The 22,278-nt window shown below is 60.3% G+C and carries 14 protein-coding genes and 7 pseudogenes; 6 read left to right on the top strand and 15 right to left on the bottom strand.

Annotated features, from left to right (window positions below):
* Positions 1 to 597: 597 nt before the first annotated feature.
* The gene (locus P6U28_RS02540) at positions 598 to 858 is read right to left on the bottom strand and encodes a phasin family protein (RefSeq protein ID WP_407121677.1); all 261 of its coding nucleotides are present in this window, start codon (positions 856 to 858) and stop codon (positions 598 to 600) included.
* An 878-nt stretch (positions 859 to 1,736) separates the two neighbouring features.
* On the bottom strand, positions 1,737 to 2,039 hold the full coding sequence (locus P6U28_RS02535; protein ID WP_347338835.1) for a hypothetical protein: 303 nt from the start codon (positions 2,037 to 2,039) through the stop codon (positions 1,737 to 1,739).
* A 535-nt stretch (positions 2,040 to 2,574) separates the two neighbouring features.
* Here P6U28_RS02535 and istA (P6U28_RS02530) point away from each other — a divergent pair.
* Together istA (P6U28_RS02530) and istB (P6U28_RS02525) are read left to right on the top strand one after the other, a co-directional pair.
* Positions 2,575 to 3,819, top strand: coding sequence for an IS21 family transposase (istA, locus tag P6U28_RS02530; RefSeq protein ID WP_347338424.1), 1,245 nt, complete (start codon positions 2,575 to 2,577; stop codon positions 3,817 to 3,819).
* Positions 3,819 to 4,475, top strand: a pseudogene (gene istB, locus P6U28_RS02525) (IS21-like element helper ATPase IstB); the annotation flags it as partial. The gene istA (P6U28_RS02530) and the pseudogene istB (P6U28_RS02525), both read left to right, overlap by 1 nt.
* On the opposite strand, the gene P6U28_RS02520 reads toward istB (P6U28_RS02525), so the two are convergent.
* Complete coding sequence (locus P6U28_RS02520) at positions 4,473 to 6,575, bottom strand: recombinase family protein (RefSeq protein ID WP_209296537.1); 2,103 nt, start codon at positions 6,573 to 6,575, stop codon at positions 4,473 to 4,475. The pseudogene istB (P6U28_RS02525) and the gene P6U28_RS02520 sit on opposite strands and share 3 nt — an antisense overlap.
* 502 nt (positions 6,576 to 7,077) lie before the next feature.
* On the opposite strand from P6U28_RS02520, the pseudogene P6U28_RS02515 reads away from it, so the two are divergent.
* Positions 7,078 to 7,251, top strand: a pseudogene (locus tag P6U28_RS02515) (ATP-binding protein); the annotation flags it as partial.
* Between the two features lie 125 nt (positions 7,252 to 7,376).
* Here the strand turns inward: P6U28_RS02515 and P6U28_RS02510 are convergent.
* The 9 genes and pseudogenes from P6U28_RS02510 to P6U28_RS02470 all read right to left on the bottom strand — a co-directional run.
* Positions 7,377 to 8,072: pseudogene (locus tag P6U28_RS02510) on the bottom strand (group II intron reverse transcriptase/maturase); the annotation flags it as partial.
* A gap of 214 nt (positions 8,073 to 8,286) precedes the next feature.
* Positions 8,287 to 8,421, bottom strand: a complete 135-nt coding sequence (locus P6U28_RS02505; protein ID WP_256436599.1) for a hypothetical protein — start codon at positions 8,419 to 8,421, stop codon at positions 8,287 to 8,289.
* A 197-nt stretch (positions 8,422 to 8,618) separates the two neighbouring features.
* Positions 8,619 to 8,861, bottom strand: a pseudogene (locus P6U28_RS02500) (transposase); the annotation flags it as partial.
* Positions 8,862 to 9,116: 255 nt separating this feature from the next.
* On the bottom strand, positions 9,117 to 9,860 hold the full coding sequence (gene istB / locus P6U28_RS02495; protein WP_249758007.1) for an IS21-like element helper ATPase IstB: 744 nt from the start codon (positions 9,858 to 9,860) through the stop codon (positions 9,117 to 9,119).
* A 15-nt stretch (positions 9,861 to 9,875) separates the two neighbouring features.
* Positions 9,876 to 11,414, bottom strand: a complete 1,539-nt coding sequence (gene istA / locus P6U28_RS02490; RefSeq protein WP_407121089.1) for an IS21 family transposase — start codon at positions 11,412 to 11,414, stop codon at positions 9,876 to 9,878.
* A 176-nt stretch (positions 11,415 to 11,590) separates the two neighbouring features.
* Positions 11,591 to 12,164: pseudogene (locus tag P6U28_RS02485) on the bottom strand (IS66 family transposase zinc-finger binding domain-containing protein); the annotation flags it as partial.
* Between the two features lie 71 nt (positions 12,165 to 12,235).
* Positions 12,236 to 12,649, bottom strand: a complete 414-nt coding sequence (tnpB, locus tag P6U28_RS02480) for an IS66 family insertion sequence element accessory protein TnpB (RefSeq protein WP_407121676.1) — start codon at positions 12,647 to 12,649, stop codon at positions 12,236 to 12,238.
* Entirely contained in the window at positions 12,637 to 12,771 is a 135-nt protein-coding gene (locus P6U28_RS02475; protein ID WP_407123193.1) for a transposase, read from the bottom strand. Before P6U28_RS02475 ends, tnpB begins: the two co-directional genes overlap by 13 nt.
* Positions 12,772 to 13,315: 544 nt before the next feature.
* Complete coding sequence (locus P6U28_RS02470) at positions 13,316 to 13,624, bottom strand: hypothetical protein (protein WP_407121675.1); 309 nt, start codon at positions 13,622 to 13,624, stop codon at positions 13,316 to 13,318.
* A gap of 1,559 nt (positions 13,625 to 15,183) precedes the next feature.
* Between P6U28_RS02470 and P6U28_RS02465 the strand changes: the two genes are divergently transcribed.
* Positions 15,184 to 16,866, top strand: coding sequence for a methyl-accepting chemotaxis protein (locus P6U28_RS02465; protein ID WP_407121674.1), 1,683 nt, complete (start codon positions 15,184 to 15,186; stop codon positions 16,864 to 16,866).
* Between the two features lie 77 nt (positions 16,867 to 16,943).
* Positions 16,944 to 17,210 carry a hypothetical protein gene (locus P6U28_RS02460; protein ID WP_407121673.1) on the top strand — a complete coding sequence of 89 codons (267 nt, stop codon included), beginning with the start codon at positions 16,944 to 16,946 and terminating at the stop codon, positions 17,208 to 17,210.
* Between the two features lie 465 nt (positions 17,211 to 17,675).
* Here the strand turns inward: P6U28_RS02460 and P6U28_RS02455 are convergent.
* Positions 17,676 to 18,114: pseudogene (locus P6U28_RS02455) on the bottom strand (UDP-glucose 6-dehydrogenase); the annotation flags it as partial.
* A gap of 12 nt (positions 18,115 to 18,126) precedes the next feature.
* Positions 18,127 to 19,494, bottom strand: a pseudogene (locus P6U28_RS02450) (mannose-1-phosphate guanylyltransferase/mannose-6-phosphate isomerase).
* A 260-nt stretch (positions 19,495 to 19,754) separates the two neighbouring features.
* Between P6U28_RS02450 and gmd the strand changes: the two are divergent.
* A complete protein-coding gene (gmd, locus tag P6U28_RS02445) occupies positions 19,755 to 20,846 on the top strand; it encodes a GDP-mannose 4,6-dehydratase (RefSeq protein ID WP_407121672.1) in 1,092 nt (363 codons plus the stop codon).
* 111 nt (positions 20,847 to 20,957) lie between these two features.
* Here the strand turns inward: gmd and P6U28_RS02440 are convergent, their stop codons facing one another.
* Positions 20,958 to 22,253: a WcaI family glycosyltransferase gene (locus tag P6U28_RS02440; RefSeq protein WP_407121671.1), complete on the bottom strand. Its 1,296-nt coding sequence runs from the start codon at positions 22,251 to 22,253 to the stop codon at positions 20,958 to 20,960.
* Positions 22,254 to 22,278: the final 25 nt, after the last annotated feature.

Here is a 22,278-nt window from a genome sequence, read left to right as displayed (position 1 = left end):
GGCCAGGAAGGTGACGCTCATGATGGCGACCGTACAGAACACGTCGCTCGCCGATAGAGGGTTCATGAATGTCTCGCACCTTGTGTCCCGGCCGAAATCCATGAGCCGGTCATGCAGCTTGCGTCTGAGGACCGCCGGGACCGAGACAAGGTCAACAAAGCCGTTCGCCGTTGGGGTAATTTCGGGAGCCGCCGCTATGACGGCGCGATCCGGATGCCCGGCTCGTCGACCCAGGCTTCCCGCGCAAACCACGCGTGATCGGTGCGGCAGATCGGACAACGGGTTCGCGAGAAAAACACCGCGCGGCGTCCAAAGCTCTCGCGATCAGTCTGGATACCGGTGGGAATCGCGTGTCCGGTTTGCGGACATTTGACCATAACCATTCCCATGTTGCCCTCCCTTGCGATTTGTCTTTGTTGTATTTTGCAGAAAAGCACCGGCCGGTTGGAATACGCCTCTTGTCGGTGCGGGGTTGGGGGGCGTCGCGCACCTTGTTGATCGAGCATGGGGCGGTGGGGCGTGCTCGCTCAGCTCGGCTTGCTCAAACCGGCCGGGTCCCTCCTCAAACGAATCTGGATGTGAAATTGAGCGCGCTTTTTAGCCGCCGCCTTGGTGGAGAACCCTGGTGAAATGCTTCCTGATCGGCTCACCCGTTTCCGTCGCGAGCTTCTGGGCAAGCGCCCACAATTCCTTGTTCTGGTCGGAGGCGGTGTCGAACGCCTTGCGCGCTTGCGCCGCCGATAAGGTATAGACGTCGGTCGCTGACTTGCTGCCGAACAGATGGACGAAGAAATCGAGCGCAGAAGCGACATTGGCGTTTGAGATTTCGAACACCTTGAGCCCGTAGTCGGTCGGCATCTCGCATTGCTCGAATAGGTCTCGCGCAGCGCCTCCGTCATCTCTTCCGATGCGGCCTTGATCTTCTCGCAACCTTCCCGTGCGCGGGCGAGGCCTCGCTCGGTAAGCTCGCGCCCCACGCCAGGGAAGGCGACCTTCGAGAAATCCAACCATGGCATCCCGAAAACATTCGTTCCGTTCGGCGTCAGTTTCATTTCGCTTTCACTCACGCAACATTCCCTTTCTCAAGCGAAAGCATTCCTCGCGACGCTCGCTTGCGTCACGAGAGCTCACGCTCTGTGTTCGATCAGATTTTGGATGAGCCGTGATTTAGCCCCGACCCAATACAACTTTGTTAAAGAGAAGCGGGAATGTCGGTTCGGTTTGCGACTCTCGCCCGAACTTTTTTTGAGATTGTCAACACAACGAAGGTATATGTCGGGAGTGCTGTGCATAACAGGGATATCCCAAGGATTTGGGAAGTTCCTTGCTCACCGTAAGCATTGCAAATGACGCTGGCGCTAGCTGCGTCGGGATGCGCTACGTCCGAGCAAGAATGGACATCATCACGCAACATGCCGTTGAGGGCAGTCCGGACTTCGCATCAGCGATCCTTTGACCGCTGCAGACGCGGTGGTCGATGTCAGCTTCTGGCCCCGTGGCTGACCTCAGCCCACAGCGCGGGAATGTCCGCTTCATGGAGGTGACCCGACCAAGGTCATTCTGGCTACCGAGGGCAGTCTTGGTGACGTTTAGCGGACATTTAGACGGATTCCGCACGATAGATCGGGACCAGGGCGCACACGAGCCCAGTTCACCCGCTTGCCATAGGCGATGGCTACGGGGACGGCGGCAATCAAGCTGCTCCTGCAATTAGTCCGAAGGCTCCGATGGGTTCCTTAAGTAGCGCAAGAGAAACAACGCGCTCGCCACCACGCGTTTCCTCGCTCTTCCTCGCAGGAGGCTTGGACGACTTCTCGTTCTTCGAACTTGAGATGCGCAAACGTTCGCGGAGCTGGGAGTGGAGTATTGGCTCCCGCGCCGGAAAAGCCATCAAACTTGACGTCGACCTGGTCGGCCGGAAATCCGTAGAGACGCGCAATCTTCTCCAGGAAGAGACGCGCGCGTCCCAAGCGGTGATGGAAGCGCTTGTACTTTCGCTTCAACCAGATAGCCAACGTCTGGTTGATGTAGCGCGCCAAAGGATAGAGCGCTGAACGCGTATATTGCCCATAATAAGCGATCCACCCCTAACCATCGGGTTTAGCTCGCGGGCAATATCGTCCAAAGTCACCTCGGTTCGCTTGCGAAGTTTCAAGCCTCGGATCGTCGCTCGCATGGCATTCAGCGCTGGTTTGCTGACCGCCGGAGTGAACCCGCAGAACATCCTCTGCGAACGCGGCCCCAGGACCGATCGCGGCCGGGAAGCAATAACCGAGAAAGTCAAACATAACCGTCTCACTCTTGCCCCGGCGTCGGTCGTCCTTGCAGTAGACGATCCTCGTCTTCGTAGCATGCAGTTCCAGACAGCACTCCGCCAGCTGAGCCTGGAGCGCTTCGCGAACGCTTTGCGCCTCCATCTCATTCCGACAATGTACCAACCCTGTCGGGCGACATGGGAAATTGCCCCCCTGACGACACGAGGAATTGACCCCCTCGCGACACGATCAAAACGGGGGTTTTATGCAGCGACTCAGTTCAGGTCCTCTGCGGTTCAAAGATCCGCGGAGGGAGGCCATGCTGGAGCCGGACGAGGTTTCGGCGATACTCCGGCTCAACGAGCTGGGGTGGGGTAGCAAACGGATTGCCCGGGAGCTCGGGATCAGCCGCAACACGGTGAAGGAGTACATCGCGGCCGGCGGCTGGACACCTTATCGGCAACCGCAGCGCAAAAAGGCACTTGAGGGCCAGGAGAGCTGGCTCAAGGAGCGTCTGCGGCAGCACCGCGGCAATGCTGACGTGATCCGCCAGGAGTTGGCAGCCGAGAAAGGCATCGTTGTCTGCCTGCGCACAGTTGAGCGGGCGGTACAGCGCTATCGCCAGGAGCTTGCGGCGGAAGCGCGCGCGACGGTGCGGTTCGAGACAGCGCCTGGCAAGCAACTGCAAATCGATTTTGGTGAACGGCTGGTTGAGATCGGCGGCGCCAAGGTTCGCGTCTACCTGTTCGTCGCCACGTTGGGCTACTCGCGCCGGCATCATGTCAGAGCCTTCCGCAACGAACGGCAAGAGAACTGGTTCGACGGCCTGGAAAGCGCGTTCATGAAGTTCGGCGGCGTGCCCGAAGAAGTGCTGTTCGACAATGCCCGTGCCTTGGTCGTAGAGCATGACGCCATCACGCGCACAGTGGTCTTCAACGACAAGCTGAGCGCATTTGCCAAGCACTGGGGCTTCCGGCCCCGTGCCTGCGCGCCATACCGAGCCCGGACCAAGGGCAAGACCGAGAACGGCGTTGGTTACGTAAAACGAAACGCGATCGCGGGCCGCGCCTTCCCGAGCTGGGACGCCCTTGAGGCGCATCTTGAGGCTTGGACGCGGGAGGTCGCCGACCTGCGCCAGCATGGCACGACCGGCGAGCCTCCGATCGAGCGGTTCAGGCGGGCGGAAGCGCAGGCACTCAAGCCCATCGTTGGGAGGCCGCCCTTCCAGGCTGCACGTGAAGTGATCCGCCGTGTGCAGGCCGACTGTGCCGTCGAGATCGATGGCAACGCCTACTCGGTGCCCTGGCGGCTAATCGGCGAGATGGTGCGAGTGATGATCGCCGACGGGCTGGTGCGCATCCACCATGGGATCCATGAGGTGGCCGTCCATCCGATTTGTGCCGGTCGTCGCCGCCGCGTCGTCGACCCCGAGCATTTTGCGGGCCTGACTGGCTTTAGATCGAACCGAGCTGCCGCGCTCGCAGGATCGTCCGTTGCGCCGCACTCGCCGGCGCTGCTGCGGCCGCTCGGCGAGTATGAGGCAATCGTCGGAGGGGGCTTCTGATGCGCGCCGCTGTCCCCGATCGCCTGAGCGATATGCTGACCCGCCTGAAGCTGACCGCCGTCCGCGACCAGTTGGATGGGCTATTGGACGAGGCCGGCCGACAAGAGCTGAGCCTGCGCGAGACCCTGGTGCTACTGTGCGAGCGCGAGATCGCCCGCAAGGACGAGCGGCGCATCGAGATGACCCTCAAACTCGCTCGCTTCCCGTTCGTTCGCGATCTCTCCGGCTTCGACTTCTCGGCCCAGCCGTCCCTAGACCCCAAGCAGGTACGTGAGCTTGCCGGTGCGCGCTGGATTGCCAATGGCGAGAACGTGCTGCTGCTTGGGCCGCCTGGCGTTGGCAAGACGCACCTGGCGGTCGCGCTGGGGCGTGAAGCGATCCTGGCTGGGCATTCCGTGCAGTTCGTCGCAGCCACGACGGTCGTTGCGCAACTCGCCAAAGGACACAGCGAAGGCAGGCTTGACGAGCGGCTCGCGCAATTTGCCAAGCCAAAGCTCCTGATCATCGACGAACTCGGCTATCTGCCCTTTGAGCCCAATGCCGCACATCTCTTCTTCCAGCTCGTCAGCCGCCGTTACGAGAGAGGCGCGATCCTGCTCACCAGCAACCGCAGCGTCGGCGAGTGGGGCTCAGTCTTCGGCGAGCCGATGGCTTCATGATGCCTCCTTCTTCGAACGCTTGGTGCGTCGTACCCGATTGCGAAGCTGACTGATCTGTTCGTCGGAAAGCTCGATCTGCCATGGCTGACCTTTGGCTAACTGATGACCTGCCAGCAATCCGCGCGCGAGATAATCGAACACCGTCTGTGGGGTTACTCCAAGCTCGGCCGCCGCGCCCTGAATCGAGAAGCTCCCGTCGGGCCAGCGCATCGGGTTCTTGTCCATGCCGTTGATTTTGACGGTGGGAATGCCCCAGCGGGTGCGTAACACCCAGACGTTCTCGCCTTTGAAGGCGCAGCCTCGGGCCGCGACGAAGCCTTCCTGATTGAGTATCGCCGCGATCTCGCCATCCATTTTGTGTTCAGCATTCAACTCGAGGATCCGTCGCCGCAACCGATCAATGTCGATGTAATCGCGGTAGGTGTGAACGCGCCGTTGTACGTGATGCTCGCTGGTTGCGCCGGTCTGCCAGACGATCTTGAGCCACACTTGACCTCGGGTCCGCTTCTGATCAAGAACGACTTCGCGGATGACAAATCGCAGAATGCGCTTGCGATCGGCTGCCGACGTGGTGGCCGTATTCCAAATCCGCGGCAGGTTCTCGCCGAGCGCTTGTAGCCCAGCGCGTTCCGCCGGGCCAATCAGAAGCGGCTCTTGTGCGCACCAACGCGCATGCTGCTGCTCGACCGCCTCGACGACACGCAGCTTCTCTTCCCAAGCCCGCTCAAGTGAGCGCGCCACAAGACGGTTCTCGGGTTCTACGGCGTCATACTGACGCCGAGCGCGCTCGGCCTCGTAGCGGGCGCGCTCCACGCGAAGCGCCCACTGGCGCTCGAGCTGACGGCTCTCCTGCTCCAGTTGGCCCGCCGCCGCGAGTGCGATCTCAATCTGATCCGGCACCAGGGCATCGAGGACCACCCGCTCGACCAGCGCGTCAACCGCCAAGGCCCGGACTTCCTGACACAGTGCACTGCCTTGCTGGTCCCGATCCGAGCGGCAGCAATAGACCGGATAGTCGGCATTCGGGCCCGTGTAGCGCATGCTCATGCGCCGTCCGCAACGGCCGCAGATCGCAATTCCTTGTAACAGGGCTACCCCCTTGCGCGGTACGCCAGAATGTCCTGCCTCATAGCGGAAGACGTTATCTGCCAGTCGCCCCTGGTTGGCCATGAACTCCTCCCAGCTGATATAGCCTGGGTGAGCGGCGTGGAGGCAAACCGCCCAATCCCCGATCGCCACCTTGACCGTTCCCGTCAGCGATCCCGGCCGGCATCGGCTCGGATCCTTTTGCCGGCGGCCATAAACATACGCCCCAGCATAGGCCGGATTTTGAAGGACGCTAAGGACGCGTGCACTATCTGGCGCACGCCAGACGATCTCGTGTGGAGATGGTCCAAGCAGCGGTCGAACCGGCAAGGACAATCCGTTCCTGTCCAAGTAACGCATCACACGGCGAGCGCTCTGCAGTTCCCGGAATTTGGCGAACACGAGATGAAGACGGGCCCGCACCTCCTCATCGGGATTGAGAACAATTGTGCCCGCTCGATCATAGGCGAGCCCGGCTGGCAGCGGCAGCCGCAGCTCGCCCCGCGCCGCCTTCTGGCGTTCCCCTTGGTGAAGGCGCATCCGAAGCTGATGCAACTCCGCCTCGCTCATGATGCCGGACAAGCCCAACAGCAGGCGGTCGTGGTAGGCGCGCGGATCGTAAAGCCGCTCGCCATCCGCAATGAGCACGCCGAACACCGAGCACAGTTCGAGAAGCTGATGCCAGTCCCGGTTATTGCGGGCCAAGCGAGAAGCGTCGAGGCTTACCACAAGACCGGCGTTGCCAAGGCCGATCTCGGCAATGAGCTTCTGGAAACCATGACGATCCACGCCGCCAGCACCGGATTTGCCCAGATCCTCGTCAATGACCTGGACGCGCTCCGGGGGCCAACCCAGACCGATGGCACGATCGACGAGGCGGTACTGCAGCTCCGTGCTCTCCTGGTGCTGGCGCACCTGGTTCACGGATGACTGCCGCACGTAGACATAGGCCAACTTGGCTCGGTGCGCAGTCGTGAGCCGCTCGTCAGCGACGTTCAAGCTGATCAGCACGACCCAGTCCCCTTCCGGGCGTGCCGGGAACCGCTTGCATTCGCCGCAGCAGCGTGGCGAGGATTTGAGCGATCTGGGTTTGCGTCGCGGTCGACAGATTCGGCCACAGGCGCGGAATGTCGGCCGTCGGATGGCCGGGTGGATTTGCCAACGTCGGCAGGGGTCGATACGCAACGCGACCTGGAAGCGGTCGGTGGGTCATCGCGAATCACCTTCTCGTCGAGAAGGCTCAGACTCGCGCTCAAATGTTGCATCAATGGGATCAGCGTACGTGCACTGATGCGCGGCAGATCGGCCGCATCCGGGCGGGAAGTGATCGGCGTCTCGGCAAGATCCGTCGACGCGATCCGAACCGCCCGCGGCCGGCCGTCCGGCAGCGCGACAACGACGTAGGCGGGACCGCGCCCCGACCGCTCCTTCAGCACCTCAAGCCGGTGCCCAAACAGAAAATGATGCGGGTCCGTGATCGTGACGTGAGACACGACCCGCTCAAGAATAGGGGTACTCTGACGTGTTCGGCGACCCTGTGGTCGCCACCGCGATCCTTGATCGCCTGTTACACCACAGTCACGTGATCACAATCCGCGGCGACAGCTACCGCTTGAAAGAAAAGCGTCGTAGCGGGCTTTTGCAGAAGGCCGCCGCGCCAGAAGCTAAATCGGAGAAAAAGCCGTGAAGCAAGCCGCTCGCTCGCTACGGCGCTATGGGGGCGCGCTCCGCGAGCGGCTTGCCACATCCACCAAAACAACAAGGGGGTCACTTCTTCACGTCGCTACGGGGTTAAATCCGGACGTCGCTTGACACCAACCCGTCATCTGCATACCGACACCACCTGAGATCGGGGAACATCCGTGCCATCCAGAGATCAAATGCATAGTGCATGAAGAGGTTGGCGAGGATCGGGCTCACCATGCCCCCTTGTGGGGTACCGCGGCTTCGCTCGATTATCGTTCCATCCTCTTGCGCCATCGGCGCTGTCAGCCATCTTTCAATGTAGAGCAGCGCCCATGCGCACGTCACATGTTTCCGAACGGCCCGCAGCAGAAGCTCGTGGTCGATATTGTCGAACAGTCCCTTGATGTCGAACTCCAGAACCCAATCGTACTTCCAGGACCGCTGTCGCGTTATGCCTACGGCATCGAGAGCCGATTTACCGGGTCTGTAGCCGTAAGAATCCGCCAGAAAGATTGCGTCGAGAGCCGGCTCAATTAGTTGTTTGACAACCGTCTGTGCCACGCGGTCTGCCACAGTGGGCACCCCGAGGATCCTTTGGCCCCCACTCTTCTTTGGAATGGAGACGGCGCGAACAGGCGGCGGGAAGTAAGCGCCTGAGCTCATTCGATTCCAAATCTTGTAGAGATTGCTCTTCAAGTTGGATTCGAACTGCTCAATCGTCACTCCGTCGACACCGGCTGCGCCACCATTGGATCGCACCTGCAGATATGCTTCGTACACCTCTCTCTTGTCGATGTTGAACCATTTGCTCGGCTGGTTCACCGCCGTCCTCCTGTTGTCAGTTGCGACGGTGGCCAGCCCTCCTGATCCGATCCCTTTGCTCCGGCCCCATTACGAGCCTTCGTCGCTAATACGGATCGGTCCGTCCCAGTGCTCCGCGTCGGTAATCTCGCCTCGCGGTCTTCTCCGCTTGTGCTTCTCCCTTTCCATCGGAGCGACTGGTTCCTGCAGTTCCACGGCAGCGCCTGCATCCGATTCACGCCCCCTCAACGCCGGTCGCCGCCCGCCCGGTCATCAGGCTTCCGGCGGGCTCATCCCAGAGGGACGACACACCTCTGGTTTTGACGACGATTTCCACGTTACGACGGTTCATCGGCGGGTTCATTTTCATTCGTCTCTCGGGCGCCTATCCGCTCGGGTATTCCCGACCGTTGGCTTCAACGCTCACGACCGCGCCTCTTAAGCGAAGCCGCTTGAAGTGATTTGGGACCTCCTCCTGAAAGTCGATCCCGAGGGGCCTACCCCGCTGCCACAGCTTGTGCACACAGATTTTCAGATCATCTCGATCATCCTTTCCGTGTGCTTCTGCAGCACATTATCATCGGCATGAAGGCGCTCGGCCGTCATGACATGGGCTTCCAGCAAGTGCAGCAGGGGAACCAGCGAGGCACAGACTGCGCCTACGGCATCTGCCATGGTCGACAGTGCGATCGGCACGCCTTCCGGCACGTAGCGCTCGGCCTGGCGGTTCAAGGGCTGATGCTGACCGAACTTCTCGAACATGATCATGGCCAACAGGCTCGGGCCAGCCCATCCCCGGGGTGCGCATTCCAGGAATGGTGATCAGGTGTTCCAGACGATGGCGATCACGGATTCCAGATGATCGTGATCACAGGAGACGAACACGACTGACGGGTTTAAGTGTGCTGGAAATAGTCTCCTCGTCAAGGATGGTTGGGCTGGCTTGGAGATCGTCCCGGCGGTCCATGGGAGGGCCCCGTGCGCGGCGCGGAGTGCCCCACGAGCGACGTAGCGACGCGCGCGGGAGGGGCCTGTGGGCCGGCGGGGCGATCGTGCGCGAGGCGCTCACGGTTTTTTCTTTTCGCCGGCCTGACGGCGCAGGCTGTCGCCCTTGAGCTCAAGGCGATGCGCATTGTGAATGATGCGGTCCAATATCGCATCGCCAAGAGTGGGGTCGGCAATGACGTCGTGCCATTGCGACACGGGGACCTGACTTGTGATCAACAACGACCCCTTGTCGTAGCGATCATCGACAATCTCGAGCAGATCGCGCCGCTGGTCGGCGGTGAGCGGTTCGGGTCCCCAGTCGTCGAGAATGAGGAGATTGACGCGCTCCAGAGCGGCGATCAGGCGCGCCAGACGGCCTTCGCCGCGCGCCTGGGCGAGATCGGCGAACAGGCGAGATGCCCTCTTGTAGAGGACGGAGAAGCCGTCGCGGCAAGCCTTGTTGCCGAGCGCGCAGGCAAGCCAGGACTTGCCGGTGCCGGTTGGGCCGACGATGACCAGGTGGTTGGCATCACGGATCCATTGGCAGGTGGCGAGGGTCTGGAAGAGCGAACGGTCAAGGCCGCGGGCGGTGCGATAATCGACATTCTCGATGGCGGCCGCCTGGCGGAGCTTGGCACTGGTCAAGCGGCGCGTGAGGCGGCGGTTGTCACGGGCGGTGACCTCGCGATCGACGAGGAGGCCGAGCCAATCGGGATGCGGCATCCCGGCCGCCTCGGGATTGTTCTGCAGTTCGACGAGGGTATCGGCCATGGCGGCGAGGCCGAGGGCGCGCAAGCGATCGACGGTAGGGTGAATGAGCATGCTGATCTCTCCTGATCAATTGTAGTAACTGCGGCCACGGATGTTGGCGTGGAAGAGGATGGGCGCCTCCTCGGCGGGCGGAGCGGTTCTGTCAGTGCCGTTCTTGAGGATGGCGGCGACCGATTTGTACGAACGGGCGTTGATCAGGAGGGCACGGGCGCAGGCGGCGTCGACGCGTTCCTGGCCGTAGCGCTTGACCAGCCCGAGAATGCCGATGGCGGAGCGGAAGCCCTGTTCCGGGTGCGGCCGCGACCGCAGGATGACGTCGATCAGAGTGTCGACGTCGGGGCCGACCTTGGCGGCTTCGGAACGAATACGCTCATGGGTCCAGTCACGATAGCGGCGATGCGAGCTCGGCATATGCTCGGAAATCGTCGTTGGGCGATGCGGCAGCGTGCTGCGCAGGTGCGAGGCGATGCGCTTGCCGCGCAGGAAAATCTCGACCGTTCGCGCGGTGATCCGAGCCTCGACCTCCTGATGCACGAGGTTGTGAGGAACGCTGTAGTAATGTTTGGCGATCTCGACATGATAGTCGAGATTGACCCGGCAGCGCTTCCACTCGGCATACTCGTACGGTTCATCCGGCAAGGGGGTGAGCGCCGGACGATCGAGCTCCTCGAACAGGTCGCGCCGACTTCGTCCCCAGCTGCGCAGCGGTCGATTGTTGAGATCGGCGAGAAGCACACGGATCGCCTCGTTGAGGGCGGCAAGCGAGAAGAAGCGGTGGTTGCGCAGGCGCGCCAGAATCCATCGTCCGACGATTTGGACGCCGACTTCGACCTTGGCCTTGTCGCGCGGCCGATACGGCCGCGCCGGGACGATGGCGGTGCGGTAATGGCGGGCGAGATCGGCATAGGTCCGGTTGACCATCGGCTCATGAAAGCAGGCCCGGGTGATGCCGGCCTTCAGGTTGTCGCTCACCGTCTGCCGGGCCACGCCGCCGAAATAGGCAAACGCCCGAACGTGCGAGGCGATCCAGTCCGGCAGGCTCTGGCTGAGGCTGGCCTCGGCGTAGGTGTAGTTCGAGGCGCCGAGCACGGCGACGAAGATCTGCGCGCTCCGCACCTCACCGCTGAGCCCGTCAACCACCTCCATGGTGTGGCCGGAATAATCAACGAACAGCTTCTCGCCGGCGACATGAACCTGGCGCAGGGTCGGCTTGAGGCGGCCGGCCCATTCCTTGTAGCGTTCACAGAACCACGAGTAGCTGAAGCTGTCGGAGTTTGCGTCGCAATACTCCTCCCACAACAGCATCAGCGTGACGTTTGAGCGCCGCAGCTCGCGATGCACCAGCGCCCAATCCGGCTGCGGACGCTCGTCGCTGGGCCGATCGGATGGTGGCGGATATAGGCGGTTCTCGAGCCGGACATCGTCATCCAGCTCCGGCGGCAACGGCCAGGTCAGGCCGGCGCGGCGGGTTCGGTTCAGGTACTTGCTGACCGTGCCTTGGGCCAGGCCGAGGCTGCGGGCAACGGCGCGTTGCGACATGCCGACGCTGTAGTGCAGGCGTAGAACTTCACGAATGTGGCGCATGGACAGTCTCTCGGTCGGCATCTCGATCCTCTGCGGTTAGGCAAAAGACCAAGGTAGCCAGGTTGCAGACTGTCAGCGGTGGACGCCTCCTGGTTGCCCCCGATCGATCACGATCGGCTGGAAATGGTGATCACGATGCTCTGGAACGCGTGATCACGATGGCCTGGAATCGGTGATCACGATCGGCTGGAACGCGCACCCCGGGGCACGGCATGGAACGGCGCCGGCGCCTGGCTGATCTTCTCGCAGTCGCGACAGGAGAACTTCTCCCGGACCGTCTCGATCACCTTCCACTGGCGCGGCACCACTTCCAGCGTCAGCGTCACGTCCTCGCCAAGCTTGCGCAGGCGATTGCTGCCGCAGCATTCACAAGCCCCAGGTCCATCGATTAGCACCCGTTCCCGGGGAAGGTGCTCGGGGAAGGTCTGGCGCTCGGCACGCTTGCGGGTAAATCCGCGCGCACCGTCATCGTTTGGCCACGGCCCGTTCCGCCGCAAGCTCGTCCTCGGCGGCGTCGACTTCCAGCTCCTCGAACGCCAGCGCCAACTGCTCGATCAGGCGCGACGAGCGCTCCGACCGCTGGCCGTAGATCTGATACCTTAGCTTGGCGATCTGTAGCGTCTGCTGCGCGGTCAGCGCTTCATCTTCCGACGCTTTCGCGCGGGCGACCGCAAGTTCAGCGGCGATCTCCAAACCCTTCGCGCGCTCGACCGCCAGCGCCTTCTTCAGGGCGGCAATGTCATCCGGAACAGCGTCGCGCTCAGCATCCATGCGACACAGTGAATCACAGATTGGACGCGTTGGGATTCCCCAAAATGCAAAAAAAGCTGCGGATTCTGCGCTCAGCCCGCGCTTAGCGGCCGCCAGCTCAGTTGCGGATTCCGCCAGTCAATCCCTTCCAGCATATAGGCCATCTGCGCCGCCGAGATCGATACCGCGCCGTCCGACGCCGAAGGCCAGATGAACTTGCCGCGATCCAGGCGCTTGGCGTAGAGCGACATGCCCAGCCCGTCATGCCAGAGGATCTTGACCAGATCGCCGCGGCGACCCCGGAAGATGTAGAGATCGCCAGCATGGGGATCGCGCTTCAGGCTCTCCTGGACCGCAAGCGCCAGGCTTTGCATCCCGCGGCGCATGTCGGTGTGGCGGTCGCGATCCAGACCCTGACGCCGCTCGGAATCGGGATCATCGCCGTCTCGGAAGCTCAAGAACCTGCTGCAGCGCCTCAACGTCCACGTCACGGTCAACGCGAACACGACAGCCGCCGCCGAGCCGGAACAAGCACCGGCGCGGCATCCCCGCTCAACTTGCCTTCGTGCGTCAACCGGCGCCACGTGAACAATTGGCTCGTCGACAGCCCATTACGTCGCGCCGTCACCGACACCAAACGTGGCCGCCATAGCTCTCGGTAACGATCCGCTGCTTTTCTTCCAATGTCCAACGGCGTCGAGCGCCCGTCGAGACGACTTCAAGCCGGGAAACCTTCGGCATAGGCATATGGTCAGTCATACGCCTATGTCTTCATCCTCCATCAAACCGCGCAAGGCGGTCCTCGCCGGAGCGATACCCCAATGCGGCACGAGAGGCCCTGAGCGAGGCACCTTGTTGGCCTGCTTTGGGCTACAGCTCGCTGACCCTGGAAGAGTACACGGCACCAAGTCGAGCCGCGGCGCGCATGATCGCCCGAACGATGCCGCTGCAGCCGTTCAGATTACCTGATGGCATCGCTTTTGCTCATACGCTCTATAGCGCTTTGAGAAGCTTGGTGGTGTTTCAGAATGAACTACTGGTTGCGTCAAAAGAATACGTTCTTGTTCGGGACAGCAGCGAGACCCGCCGCTGACTCGCCGCGAGGCCATTCGCGGATATTGGCGACAACGAGACGCTGGCGTCGCAAGGATCCGAATTTGATCCGTATAGCGCTAGCGGTTCTCGTCGTCGACATCTTGCTCGCGCTCGCCTCCTGGACAGCCGTCGATTTCATCCTCAGATAGATCCGCTCCCTTGAGCAAGCCAAGTGAGGACACCCAGTATGCAAGCTGGCAGACTACAAGACAAAGAACGCTGACAGCTACGCCCTCGAGCAATCGAAATCCGAAGAAGTGGAGAACCAAGGCTGAGAGGATAGCGATGAGGACTGACAAGAGACCAACCGCCCAGATCCGATAAAACAAACCGGTCAACAATCCCAGGATCGTGCTTGCCAGAAGCAAGGTGAGAATGATGGTCACATTCGATACTCGATTAGCGTAAAGGCACTCTGCTCGTCTCGCGCCAGCGATGCTCACTTGGAAAACTCGTTGATTTGCGCCGAGCGAGATCATCCTCACGCAGATCGCGGCGCTCGAACAAGAACTCGTAAAGCCTTAGCCGCAACAATGATTGGTTATTCTTAACCATGAAACTGCGACTAAAATTGCTTGGATAGTCTTGGACTCACATCGAGTTCGCCCGCGAAGCTTATCCAAAAGCGCCTCCGCCATCCCATTCACAAATGGATGGCCGTCAGGAGGACGACGAGGCGCTGCTTGCCTGGGCCAAGGTCAGCATTCCTCTCAAGAACGCTCTTCTAGAGGCAGACGCCAGGGCTCTTGAGGTCGCCTATCAGAAGAGGCTCGAGGAAGCTGCCCTTCCAGACATCCATCCAGCAGAGCAGCCCGCCATGTTAGCGGTCGGACGATCTCTACCTGAGGAATCTGTTTCGGAGCCATCCGAAGACATTTTAGTGCCAGTCCCCTACGGAGCCTCTACGCAACTCCCCTATCAACCGCGGAACCGGCGGGTACCCGGCGGGCCGGCAGCAGATATTAAGGTATCTTTCGCGAGCACCAGCAGACTAGAACGCGGCCCGTCGTTGACCTCGGATGGATGGTCCAACACCGATGAGTTACTCAAGCCCACAAGAATACGCGTAACGATCCCAAAGCAAGCTCCCATAATCGCAAGCAGGACGCGAGCCCATCTTCAGTCTCGGCGAACTGATAGTTTCGAGCCGAGCATTTGAGTTCTTGAGGGAAATGTCGAAGCAGCTGCGATCTTTCGCACTTGCGATCTACGGCAATCATCTGACTGTCGTTTCATAGGCCCAACCGGCTGCGCAAATGGTCACGCTCCTCGAGCAGCTCTCGGAGTCGTTGAGCATTGTCACGTTGTATCTCCTGCCACTCGATGCGATCCTCTGCAGTCCACAAGTACGACTCGCGATTGAAACGATCTTTCTCGTTTGCATCAAACTCCATGTATAACTTTATGTCGCGTTCAACCTGGTCCAGTTGTTCTTGGAGAGTAGTTGGCATCAGCCGTTCCTTCGGCTCGCCTCCAGCCCGCTCCGATCTACGACGCAATCGGCATAGCGATCAATGGCGTTGTCCCTCACGGCCGATATCTCCATCTTAATTGAAGTTGTTCGCGTCAAAGTGTCTCGCGTCGGCGAGTTCGTAGCGCATGATTCGAGCGCCCAGTGCGCGAGTTTGGATCACAAGGGGGCTGGCCAAACGCAACGTTCCTGGCCTGGCCGCGGTCATCGCTCACGGTGGAAAATACCGCCCATGAATCCGCCCGATTCGATCGATGCGCGATGTCCGCTGCTACGCGGCTCCAGGTTTCAAACAGCCTAAATCCTCCCCGCCGTGCGCAAAAGATGTGCAATCAATGATTGCTGTAACGCAAATTTCAACTAAATCTTGGTAAAAAATTTACTGGATGGCCTGCAGCATGACGGCGTCTAGGAAACATCATCTTCCAATATTTTCCATTTGTGCTGTCGCTCATTTCGCAGGAGTCGCTTGCCATGCTTTCGCGCTATTCGATCAGGAGCAAACTCGTCGTCTTTATTTCTTTGCTCCTTCTCGTGTTCGGCGGCACTGGCCTGCTCGCCATCAGCAACATGCGGCTCATCCAGGGGGGCGTCGCTGAGTTCCAATCCCGTTGGCTGCCCGCGGTCCGCCTGCTCGGTAACCTCAGAGCCTACACCATCCGATATGGCAGCGTCGTGCGCGATCACATTCTGGAATCCGACTCCGCGAAGAAAGCCTCAGCCGAGAAGCTTCTTGCCGACCTGACGCGCGACATCGAAAAGGAGGGCGCCGCCTACGAGCTGCTGCTCTCCTCTCCGGAAGAGCGCAAGCTTTACACGGACTTCCAACAACTCTGGAGCGCGTATGTCGCGCAAGTTCCAGACGTGCTCGCTGCGTCCCGCAGGAATGATATTGCCACTGCCAGCGATCTGATCGTTCATCAAATGCAGCCGCTGCGTCAGGACAGTGGACAGGCCCTGCTGAAGGCAATGGACATCAACAACAAGCGTGCAGCGGCCGCTGGTCAGAGTGCTGAGCAGACCTATGCCTTCGCATTTGCTCTCATTGTTGGGACTCTTGTCCTCACCTTGGTACTCAGTTCTATCGTCGGCCTATTGCTGTTGCGCGACATCTCAATGGGGATTAGATCCATCATTGCGCCAATGCGGGCTTTGGCCAACGGCGATGTTACCGTGGTGGTCCATAGCCGGGCCAAGCATACCGAGATCGGCCAAATGGCCGCTGCCCTGCAGGTCTTCAAAGAGTCCCTCATCGCAAAGCAAGCCGCGGACAAGCTTGCCGCAGCAGAGGCCGAGGCCAAGATCTTACGCGGTCAGCGGATCGACACGATTACCGGCGGCTTCCGATCAATGATCGGCGAACTCGTGGCCGCGCTCTCCACCTCCTCCGGCGAACTGGAAGCGGCTGCAGAGACTCTATCTAAGACCGCTGATACAGCCCTGCATATTTCGGCAACAGTGGCGGCGGCGTCCGAAGAAGCATCTCTCAATGTTCAGACTGTCGCGTCAGCTACTGAGGAGATGACATCATCCGTTAGCGAGATCGGCCGACAGGTCGAGGCATCGACCAAAATCGCGAGCGAAGCGGTTGGTCAGGCTGCAGAAACCAATCATCGGATCCAAAAATTGTCCACGGCAGCAACGCGCATAGGCGATGTTGTCGGCCTTATTACGACCATCGCAGGGCAAACCAACCTACTGGCTCTGAACGCGACGATAGAAGCGGCGCGGGCTGGAGAATCCGGCAGGGGCTTTGCGGTCGTTGCTTCCGAGGTTAAAGCCCTCGCCGGCCAGACCGCGCGGGCGACCAGCGAGATAAGCGAGCAGATCAGCGAAATACAAATCGCAACGCAGGAATCCGCCGACGCGATCAAACATATCAGCACAACAATAGATCGCATCTCGGCGATTACGGCCGCAATTGCCGCTGCCGTGGAAGAGCAGTCCAATACGACCGGAGACATTTCGCGCAGCTTGCAGCATGCCGCCCGGGGAACGGCACAAGTCGCTTCGAACATCACCGAAGTAAAACGGGGCGCGGTCGAGGCAGGATCAGCATCTTCGCAGGTGCTAGCGTCCGCGCAGTCTCTCACGAGAGAACGCAGTCGCTTGGAACATGAAGTCCAGAGATTTCTCTCTGCCATCCAGGCCGCTTAAGCGCGGATTTCAAGTCCCTGTCCAGGGCCGCATATCACAATTGAGCCAGCAATCCAAAAATAGATCTGGAGATAGCCATGGGGACGGTCGTTCATTTCAAGCAATCTCGTTGCCCGCTATTACCGTCCGAGCTCCAAAACGAGCGCGCTCTTGCGGAGGCGCTGGACAGACTCACGAAAACGAAGCTGTGGACCGCGGTGGGCCATCTCCAGACCGCGCTGATGGGCGCCGAGAAGATTCGCGACCGACTGCCGGCCGGACCGGTCAAGGATGATTTCGAGCAGAAGCTGGCGGCGCTTATACGGCACCTCTCCCATTTGCGCGAACAGGTCGAGCAATTGTAGCCGCATGTTGGACACACAGTTCGGAAGCCAGTGAGGTCATCAAGTGGCTCATCGCGTCATTTGCTGCGATTGCACAAAGGTGGCGGGTACCAGAGCGAACCCAAGATTTATGAGTACGCGGTCTAGCTAGCCTAGAGTACGTAGCTCAGATCGACCTATCTCTCTCCAGGAGACTATGCAGGGAACGAACCTCCCGGAGAAAGCGGCAGAGCCCTTGCGTAAACTTGCATTCTCGGGCAAGGCCACAATCACTGATTGGGTTTCCTGATCAATCACGCACGTTGGGGGCACATGAGCAACAAGACGCCATAGAAGGAGACTGGCAATTCCGCCTACGCTGGAGCGTTGCCGAATCAGCCGGCGCGATGTTGTGGCCGGCCTTTCTACCGTGCTGGGTACCGTGCAAGAGAGGCGGATAAATGGTTCCGCGCCGAGTGTTAAGGGTCAGACCAATCTGAGGTTGAAGCGCAGGAATTCGAGAGTGAAGGCGTCAACCACATCGGCCTTGCGATTGGGCTTCCCGGATGATGCGTTCGTCCCCGGTGCCGACCCACACGGTCAATCTCGTTACCACCATGTGACGTCGGTGTGCGACACGATCTCGGGCGGCGGCGTAGGCAGAGGACAGATTGGCATGGCCGCCACCGCGACGGGGGGCATGCCAACCACGATGAACACGGCATCGGTCGCTGCGACCGGCTCGCTCAGGTCAGCGGTGAAATTCAGCCGTTTGGCTTTGACATTCTTCGTCACCAGCTCGTCAAGCCCGGGTAAGTCGATCGGGATCTCGCCGCGATCGTCTTCTCGTCCTTGTCGACGCAGATCAGGCGGTGACCGAAAACCGCGAAGGAGTTGCCGGACACCAGCCCTCCCACCTATCCGCGCCGATCATCGCAATGCGCACTTCGGGTGTTGCTTAGGTTCTTTGATAGTCGTCTTCAATCCGGATGATATCGTCTTCCCCGAGATAGGAGCCGGTCTGGACCTCGATCAGCTCCAGCTGGATCTTGCCGGGATTCTCCATCCGGTGGACGGCGCCCATCGGGATGTAGATCGACTCGTTCTCGTGCACCGTCTTCACGGTCTCGTTGACGGTCACCTGCGCCGTGCCGCGGACCACGATCTAGTGCTCGGCACGATGATGATGCTTCTGCAGCGACAGTCGCCCGCCCGGCTTCACCACAATGCGCTTGACCTGGTGGCGCTCGCCGTTGTCGACCGATTGATAGCTGCCCCAGGGCCGGTGCACCTTGAGATGCTCCTCGGTGACCTTCGGTGCGACCGCCTTCAGCTTCGTCACCAGGCGCTTCAGCCCGTTGGCATCCTTCTGGCGCGAGACCAGCACTGCGTCCGCGGTGGCGACCACGACGAGATCGTCGACGTCTTCGAGTGCGACCAGCGCGGAATCGGTGGTGACGTTGCAGTTGCGGGAATCCTCGAACACGGCGGTGCCGTGCGCGGCATTGCCCTGCGAGTCCTGCTCCGAGAGCTCCCACACCGCGTGCCAGGAGCCGACGTCGGACCAGCCGCACGACACCGGCACAACCGCCGCGCGCGAGGTCTTCTCCATCACGGCATAGTCGATCGAGATCGCCTTCGCCGCACCGAACGCCTCGGGCGCCAGCGTGACGAAGCCGAGATCGCGGCCGGCATTGTTGACCGCATTGGTGACCGCCTCGACGCTTGCCGCATCGACCCTGCGATATTCGTCGAGCAGCACGCTCGCCGGGAACATGAAGTTGCCGCTGTTCCAGAGATAGCCCGAATTGACGTAGTCGGAGGCCTTCACCGCGTCCGGCTTCTCGAGGAAACGTGCAACCGCATGCACCTCGCCCGAGATCACCTCGCCCGGATTGATGTAACCGTATTCGTCGCCGGCCGCTCCGGCTTGACGCCGAAAGTGACAATGCGCCCGGCATTCGCGGCGGCGAGGCCTTCGCAGGCGGCGACGAAAGCGGCCTTGTTCTGCACGACGTGATCGGCGGCGAGCGCGAGCACGATCGCCTCACTGGCGCGGTTCTGCGCGAACGCCGCGCCGGCTGCGATCGCAGGACCGGAATCGCGCCGCATCGGCTCGAGGATCACGTCCGCCTCGATGCCGATCTCGGCGAGCTGCTCCAGCACCATGAAGCGATAGGACGCGTTGGTGATAACGATCGGCCGGTCGAACAGGGATCGGACACGCGCAGCAGCGTGTCCTGGAACGTCGAGCGCGCGCCGAACAGCGGCAGGAACTGCTTGGGCCGAACCTCGCGCGAAGCCGGCCACAGCCGCGTGCCGGCACCGCCGCACATGATCAGGGGGATTATGCGTTTGTCCAAAACCTGAAGCTCCAGGCAAAATTCAATTCACAAATCGTACAACATCCATAGAGCCAGAATTTTACCATGGGAAGACAAATTCGAAAATTGCCTTAGCAGGACATCGGTTGCCTATTGCGCAGACCTCAATGCCGTTAATCTAAGCTTGTTTTCTTAACGTAGCCCACCTCCCATTCCCCTTCGTTTTCGAGTACGAACGGCCTACCGAACCTAGAGATTATCTATGGCAAAGAAACGAGCACTTATTACCGGCGTCACGGGCCAGGACGGCGCCTATTTGGCTGAACTTCTTCTGCAGAAGGGATACGAGGTCCACGGCATCAAGCGCCGGACCTCCCTCTTCAATACCGACCGCATTGATCATCTCTATCTCGATCCGCACGAGCCCAATCCGCCCCTCCGGCTTCACTACGGCGATCTGACGGATTCCTCGAGCCTGATCCGGATCGTTGGCCAGGTGCAGCCAGACGAAATCTACAACCTCGCGGCGCAGAGCCACGTTGCCGTTTCGTTCGAAGAACCCGAATACACAGCGAATTCTGACGCCCTCGGCACTTTGCGCATCCTCGAGGCGATGCGCATTACCGGCCTGGAGACGAAGGCGCGCTTCTATCAAGCGTCAACATCCGAACTGTATGGCTTGGTCCAGGAGATCCCCCAAAAGGAGACCACGCCTTTCTATCCGCGATCGCCATACGCGGTCGCCAAGCTCTATGCCTACTGGATCACGGTCAACTACCGCGAAGCTTATGGGATGTATGCCTGCAACGGCATCCTCTTCAACCACGAATCTCCCGTGCGCGGCGAGACCTTCGTCACCCGAAAGATCACGCGTGCTTTGGCGCGGATCCATTTGGGACTGCAGGAAAGGCTTTATCTGGGTAATCTGGATGCCCTCCGCGATTGGGGACACGCGCGTGACTACGTCGAAATGCAATGGCTGATGCTGCAGCAGAACAAGCCTGAGGATTTCGTGATTGCCACTGGGGTACAACATTCGGTCCGAGATTTTGTCAATGTCGCAGCCAACGAAGTCGGCATGACAGTCCGCTGGGAGGGAAGCGGCGCCGAAGAAAAGGGATATGACGCCAAGACGGGCAAGTGTGTCGTCTCCGTCGACCCCCGCTATTTCCGCCCCACTGAGGTCGCGACGCTTCTTGGTGACCCGTCAAAGGCCAAGCAGAAGCTTGGCTGGGCGCCCAAGACGTCGTTCGAAAGTCTGGTTCGAGAAATGATGAGGGAGGATCTCGAATCCGCCAAGCGCGACGAACTCATCAAGCAGCACGGCTTTAGATATTATCCGCGACACGAGTAGCTCTTGTAGATCGGCCAGGAAGGCGACCAACCAAGCAACTGAGCGCCCATCGCGGCGCTCATTTTTTTCGGAAGCAGTCACTGCAACCAACTGCGGTCGAATACTTCAGGGCTAACGAACGGCATCCTCCACCGGGAGCCCAACGTCAGCGCCCGCCAGACCGACATTCGTCTGCCCTACCGCATTGCGCTGGCCTGTCATGGCGTCCGACCACCGGCGCACGATCGTACGCCGGTCCCAACGATCAAGGGCTCGCCTTCTTCCCTCTTCGCCGTAGTGCTCACGGAGCGCGGGCGCTTCGCTAAGCTGGCAAATTGCAAGCTCGAGAGCCGACGAATCTCCCGGTGGAATCACAAGGCCCGCATCCGTAACCTCCGCGGCGAGGCCAGTGCCTTCTTCAGCCATCGCAATGACCGGCCGAGCAGATGCGAAGATCGCGCCGAGCTTCGAAGGCAACACGAGATCGGCGGCCTCGGCCTTCTGCGGAATCAAATGGAAATCGGCCGTGGCCATCAACTGATTGAAGCTGTCATTGGGCTGAAGCCCTAGGAAGTGGATATTGTGATGCCCGGCGGCAAGCTGCTCGAGCCTCATCTTGTGAGGCCCTTCGCCTGCAAGGATGAAGTGAATATGCGAATGACTTTTCTCTAAGCGAATCGCGGCCTCGATTACGAGTTCAAGGCCTTGCTTGTTGGACATCGTGCCGGAATAGAGTCCAACGAGATTGTCCTCGCCCAGCTTCAGCTGCTGCCGGTATTTGGTTATTCGAGAGGCCGGGCAGATCGCGACGGTGTCAATCCAGTTTCTCACCTCGGCGGCTTTGTCGGAGCTCAGACCTTTGTTCCTCAGCCGCTCCACCATTGCTTGAGAGATGGTTGAAACGTTGTCGAAGGATTTGAGAATCGCTGCTTCGAAACGAAGCATCCATTTCCGTAGAGAAGGATTGCGCAGCAGACCGAGATCGAACGCCGCATCCACTTCGAAATCCTGTACGTGAAGCCATGATTTGGCGCCAACGCGACGAGCGACGAACGAAACGAAGGCAGCCGACATCAGCGATGGCGCGACCGCGATCATAACGTCGGGCCGCCAGGATAGCGCCTCAAAAAGCACAGGCGCCGCGCTCGTCAGCGCGAATGAAGCGTGATGGACCAGCCGTCTGAGACCAGTGGGATGTCCAGGCACATAAATTGGCGTCCGCGTTACCCGAACACCGTCCATATCTCTCGATCTGAAGTACGACGGCTTGAACGCCGGAGGAATCTTCCAAGCGGGATAATAGGGAGGCGCCGTAATCACCCTGACTTCATGACCCTCGGCCACCAGACTTTCGCAAAGCTCGGCGTTGTATTTCGCCACGCCGATCAGATCAGGGGCATAATTGATGCCGACCAAGAGGATACGCATAAAGCCCGTCCAAATTCAAAGTTCA

The sequence above is a fragment of the Bradyrhizobium sp. STM 3561 genome (assembly GCF_045571455.1).
GTDB lineage: Bacteria > Pseudomonadota > Alphaproteobacteria > Rhizobiales > Xanthobacteraceae > Bradyrhizobium > Bradyrhizobium vignae.
This window is presented reverse-complemented; position numbering and strand designations above follow the sequence as displayed.

What these genes read in the sequence shown, in the direction of transcription:
- P6U28_RS02440 (WP_407121671.1), bottom strand. Translation starts at nt 22,253, where the DNA reads ATGCGTATCCTCTTGGTCGGCATCAATTATGCCCCTGATCTGATCGGC.
- P6U28_RS02465 (WP_407121674.1), top strand. Translation starts at nt 15,184, where the DNA reads ATGCTTTCGCGCTATTCGATCAGGAGCAAACTCGTCGTCTTTATTTCT.
- istB (WP_249758007.1), bottom strand. Translation starts at nt 9,860, where the DNA reads ATGCTCATTCACCCTACCGTCGATCGCTTGCGCGCCCTCGGCCTCGCC.
- gmd (WP_407121672.1), top strand. Translation starts at nt 19,755, where the DNA reads ATGGCAAAGAAACGAGCACTTATTACCGGCGTCACGGGCCAGGACGGC.
- P6U28_RS02540 (WP_407121677.1), bottom strand. Translation starts at nt 858, where the DNA reads ATGCCGACCGACTACGGGCTCAAGGTGTTCGAAATCTCAAACGCCAAT.
- P6U28_RS02505 (WP_256436599.1), bottom strand. Translation starts at nt 8,421, where the DNA reads ATGAAAATGAACCCGCCGATGAACCGTCGTAACGTGGAAATCGTCGTC.
- istA (WP_347338424.1), top strand. Translation starts at nt 2,575, where the DNA reads ATGCTGGAGCCGGACGAGGTTTCGGCGATACTCCGGCTCAACGAGCTG.
- istA (WP_407121089.1), bottom strand. Translation starts at nt 11,414, where the DNA reads ATGCCGACCGAGAGACTGTCCATGCGCCACATTCGTGAAGTTCTACGC.
- P6U28_RS02460 (WP_407121673.1), top strand. Translation starts at nt 16,944, where the DNA reads ATGGGGACGGTCGTTCATTTCAAGCAATCTCGTTGCCCGCTATTACCG.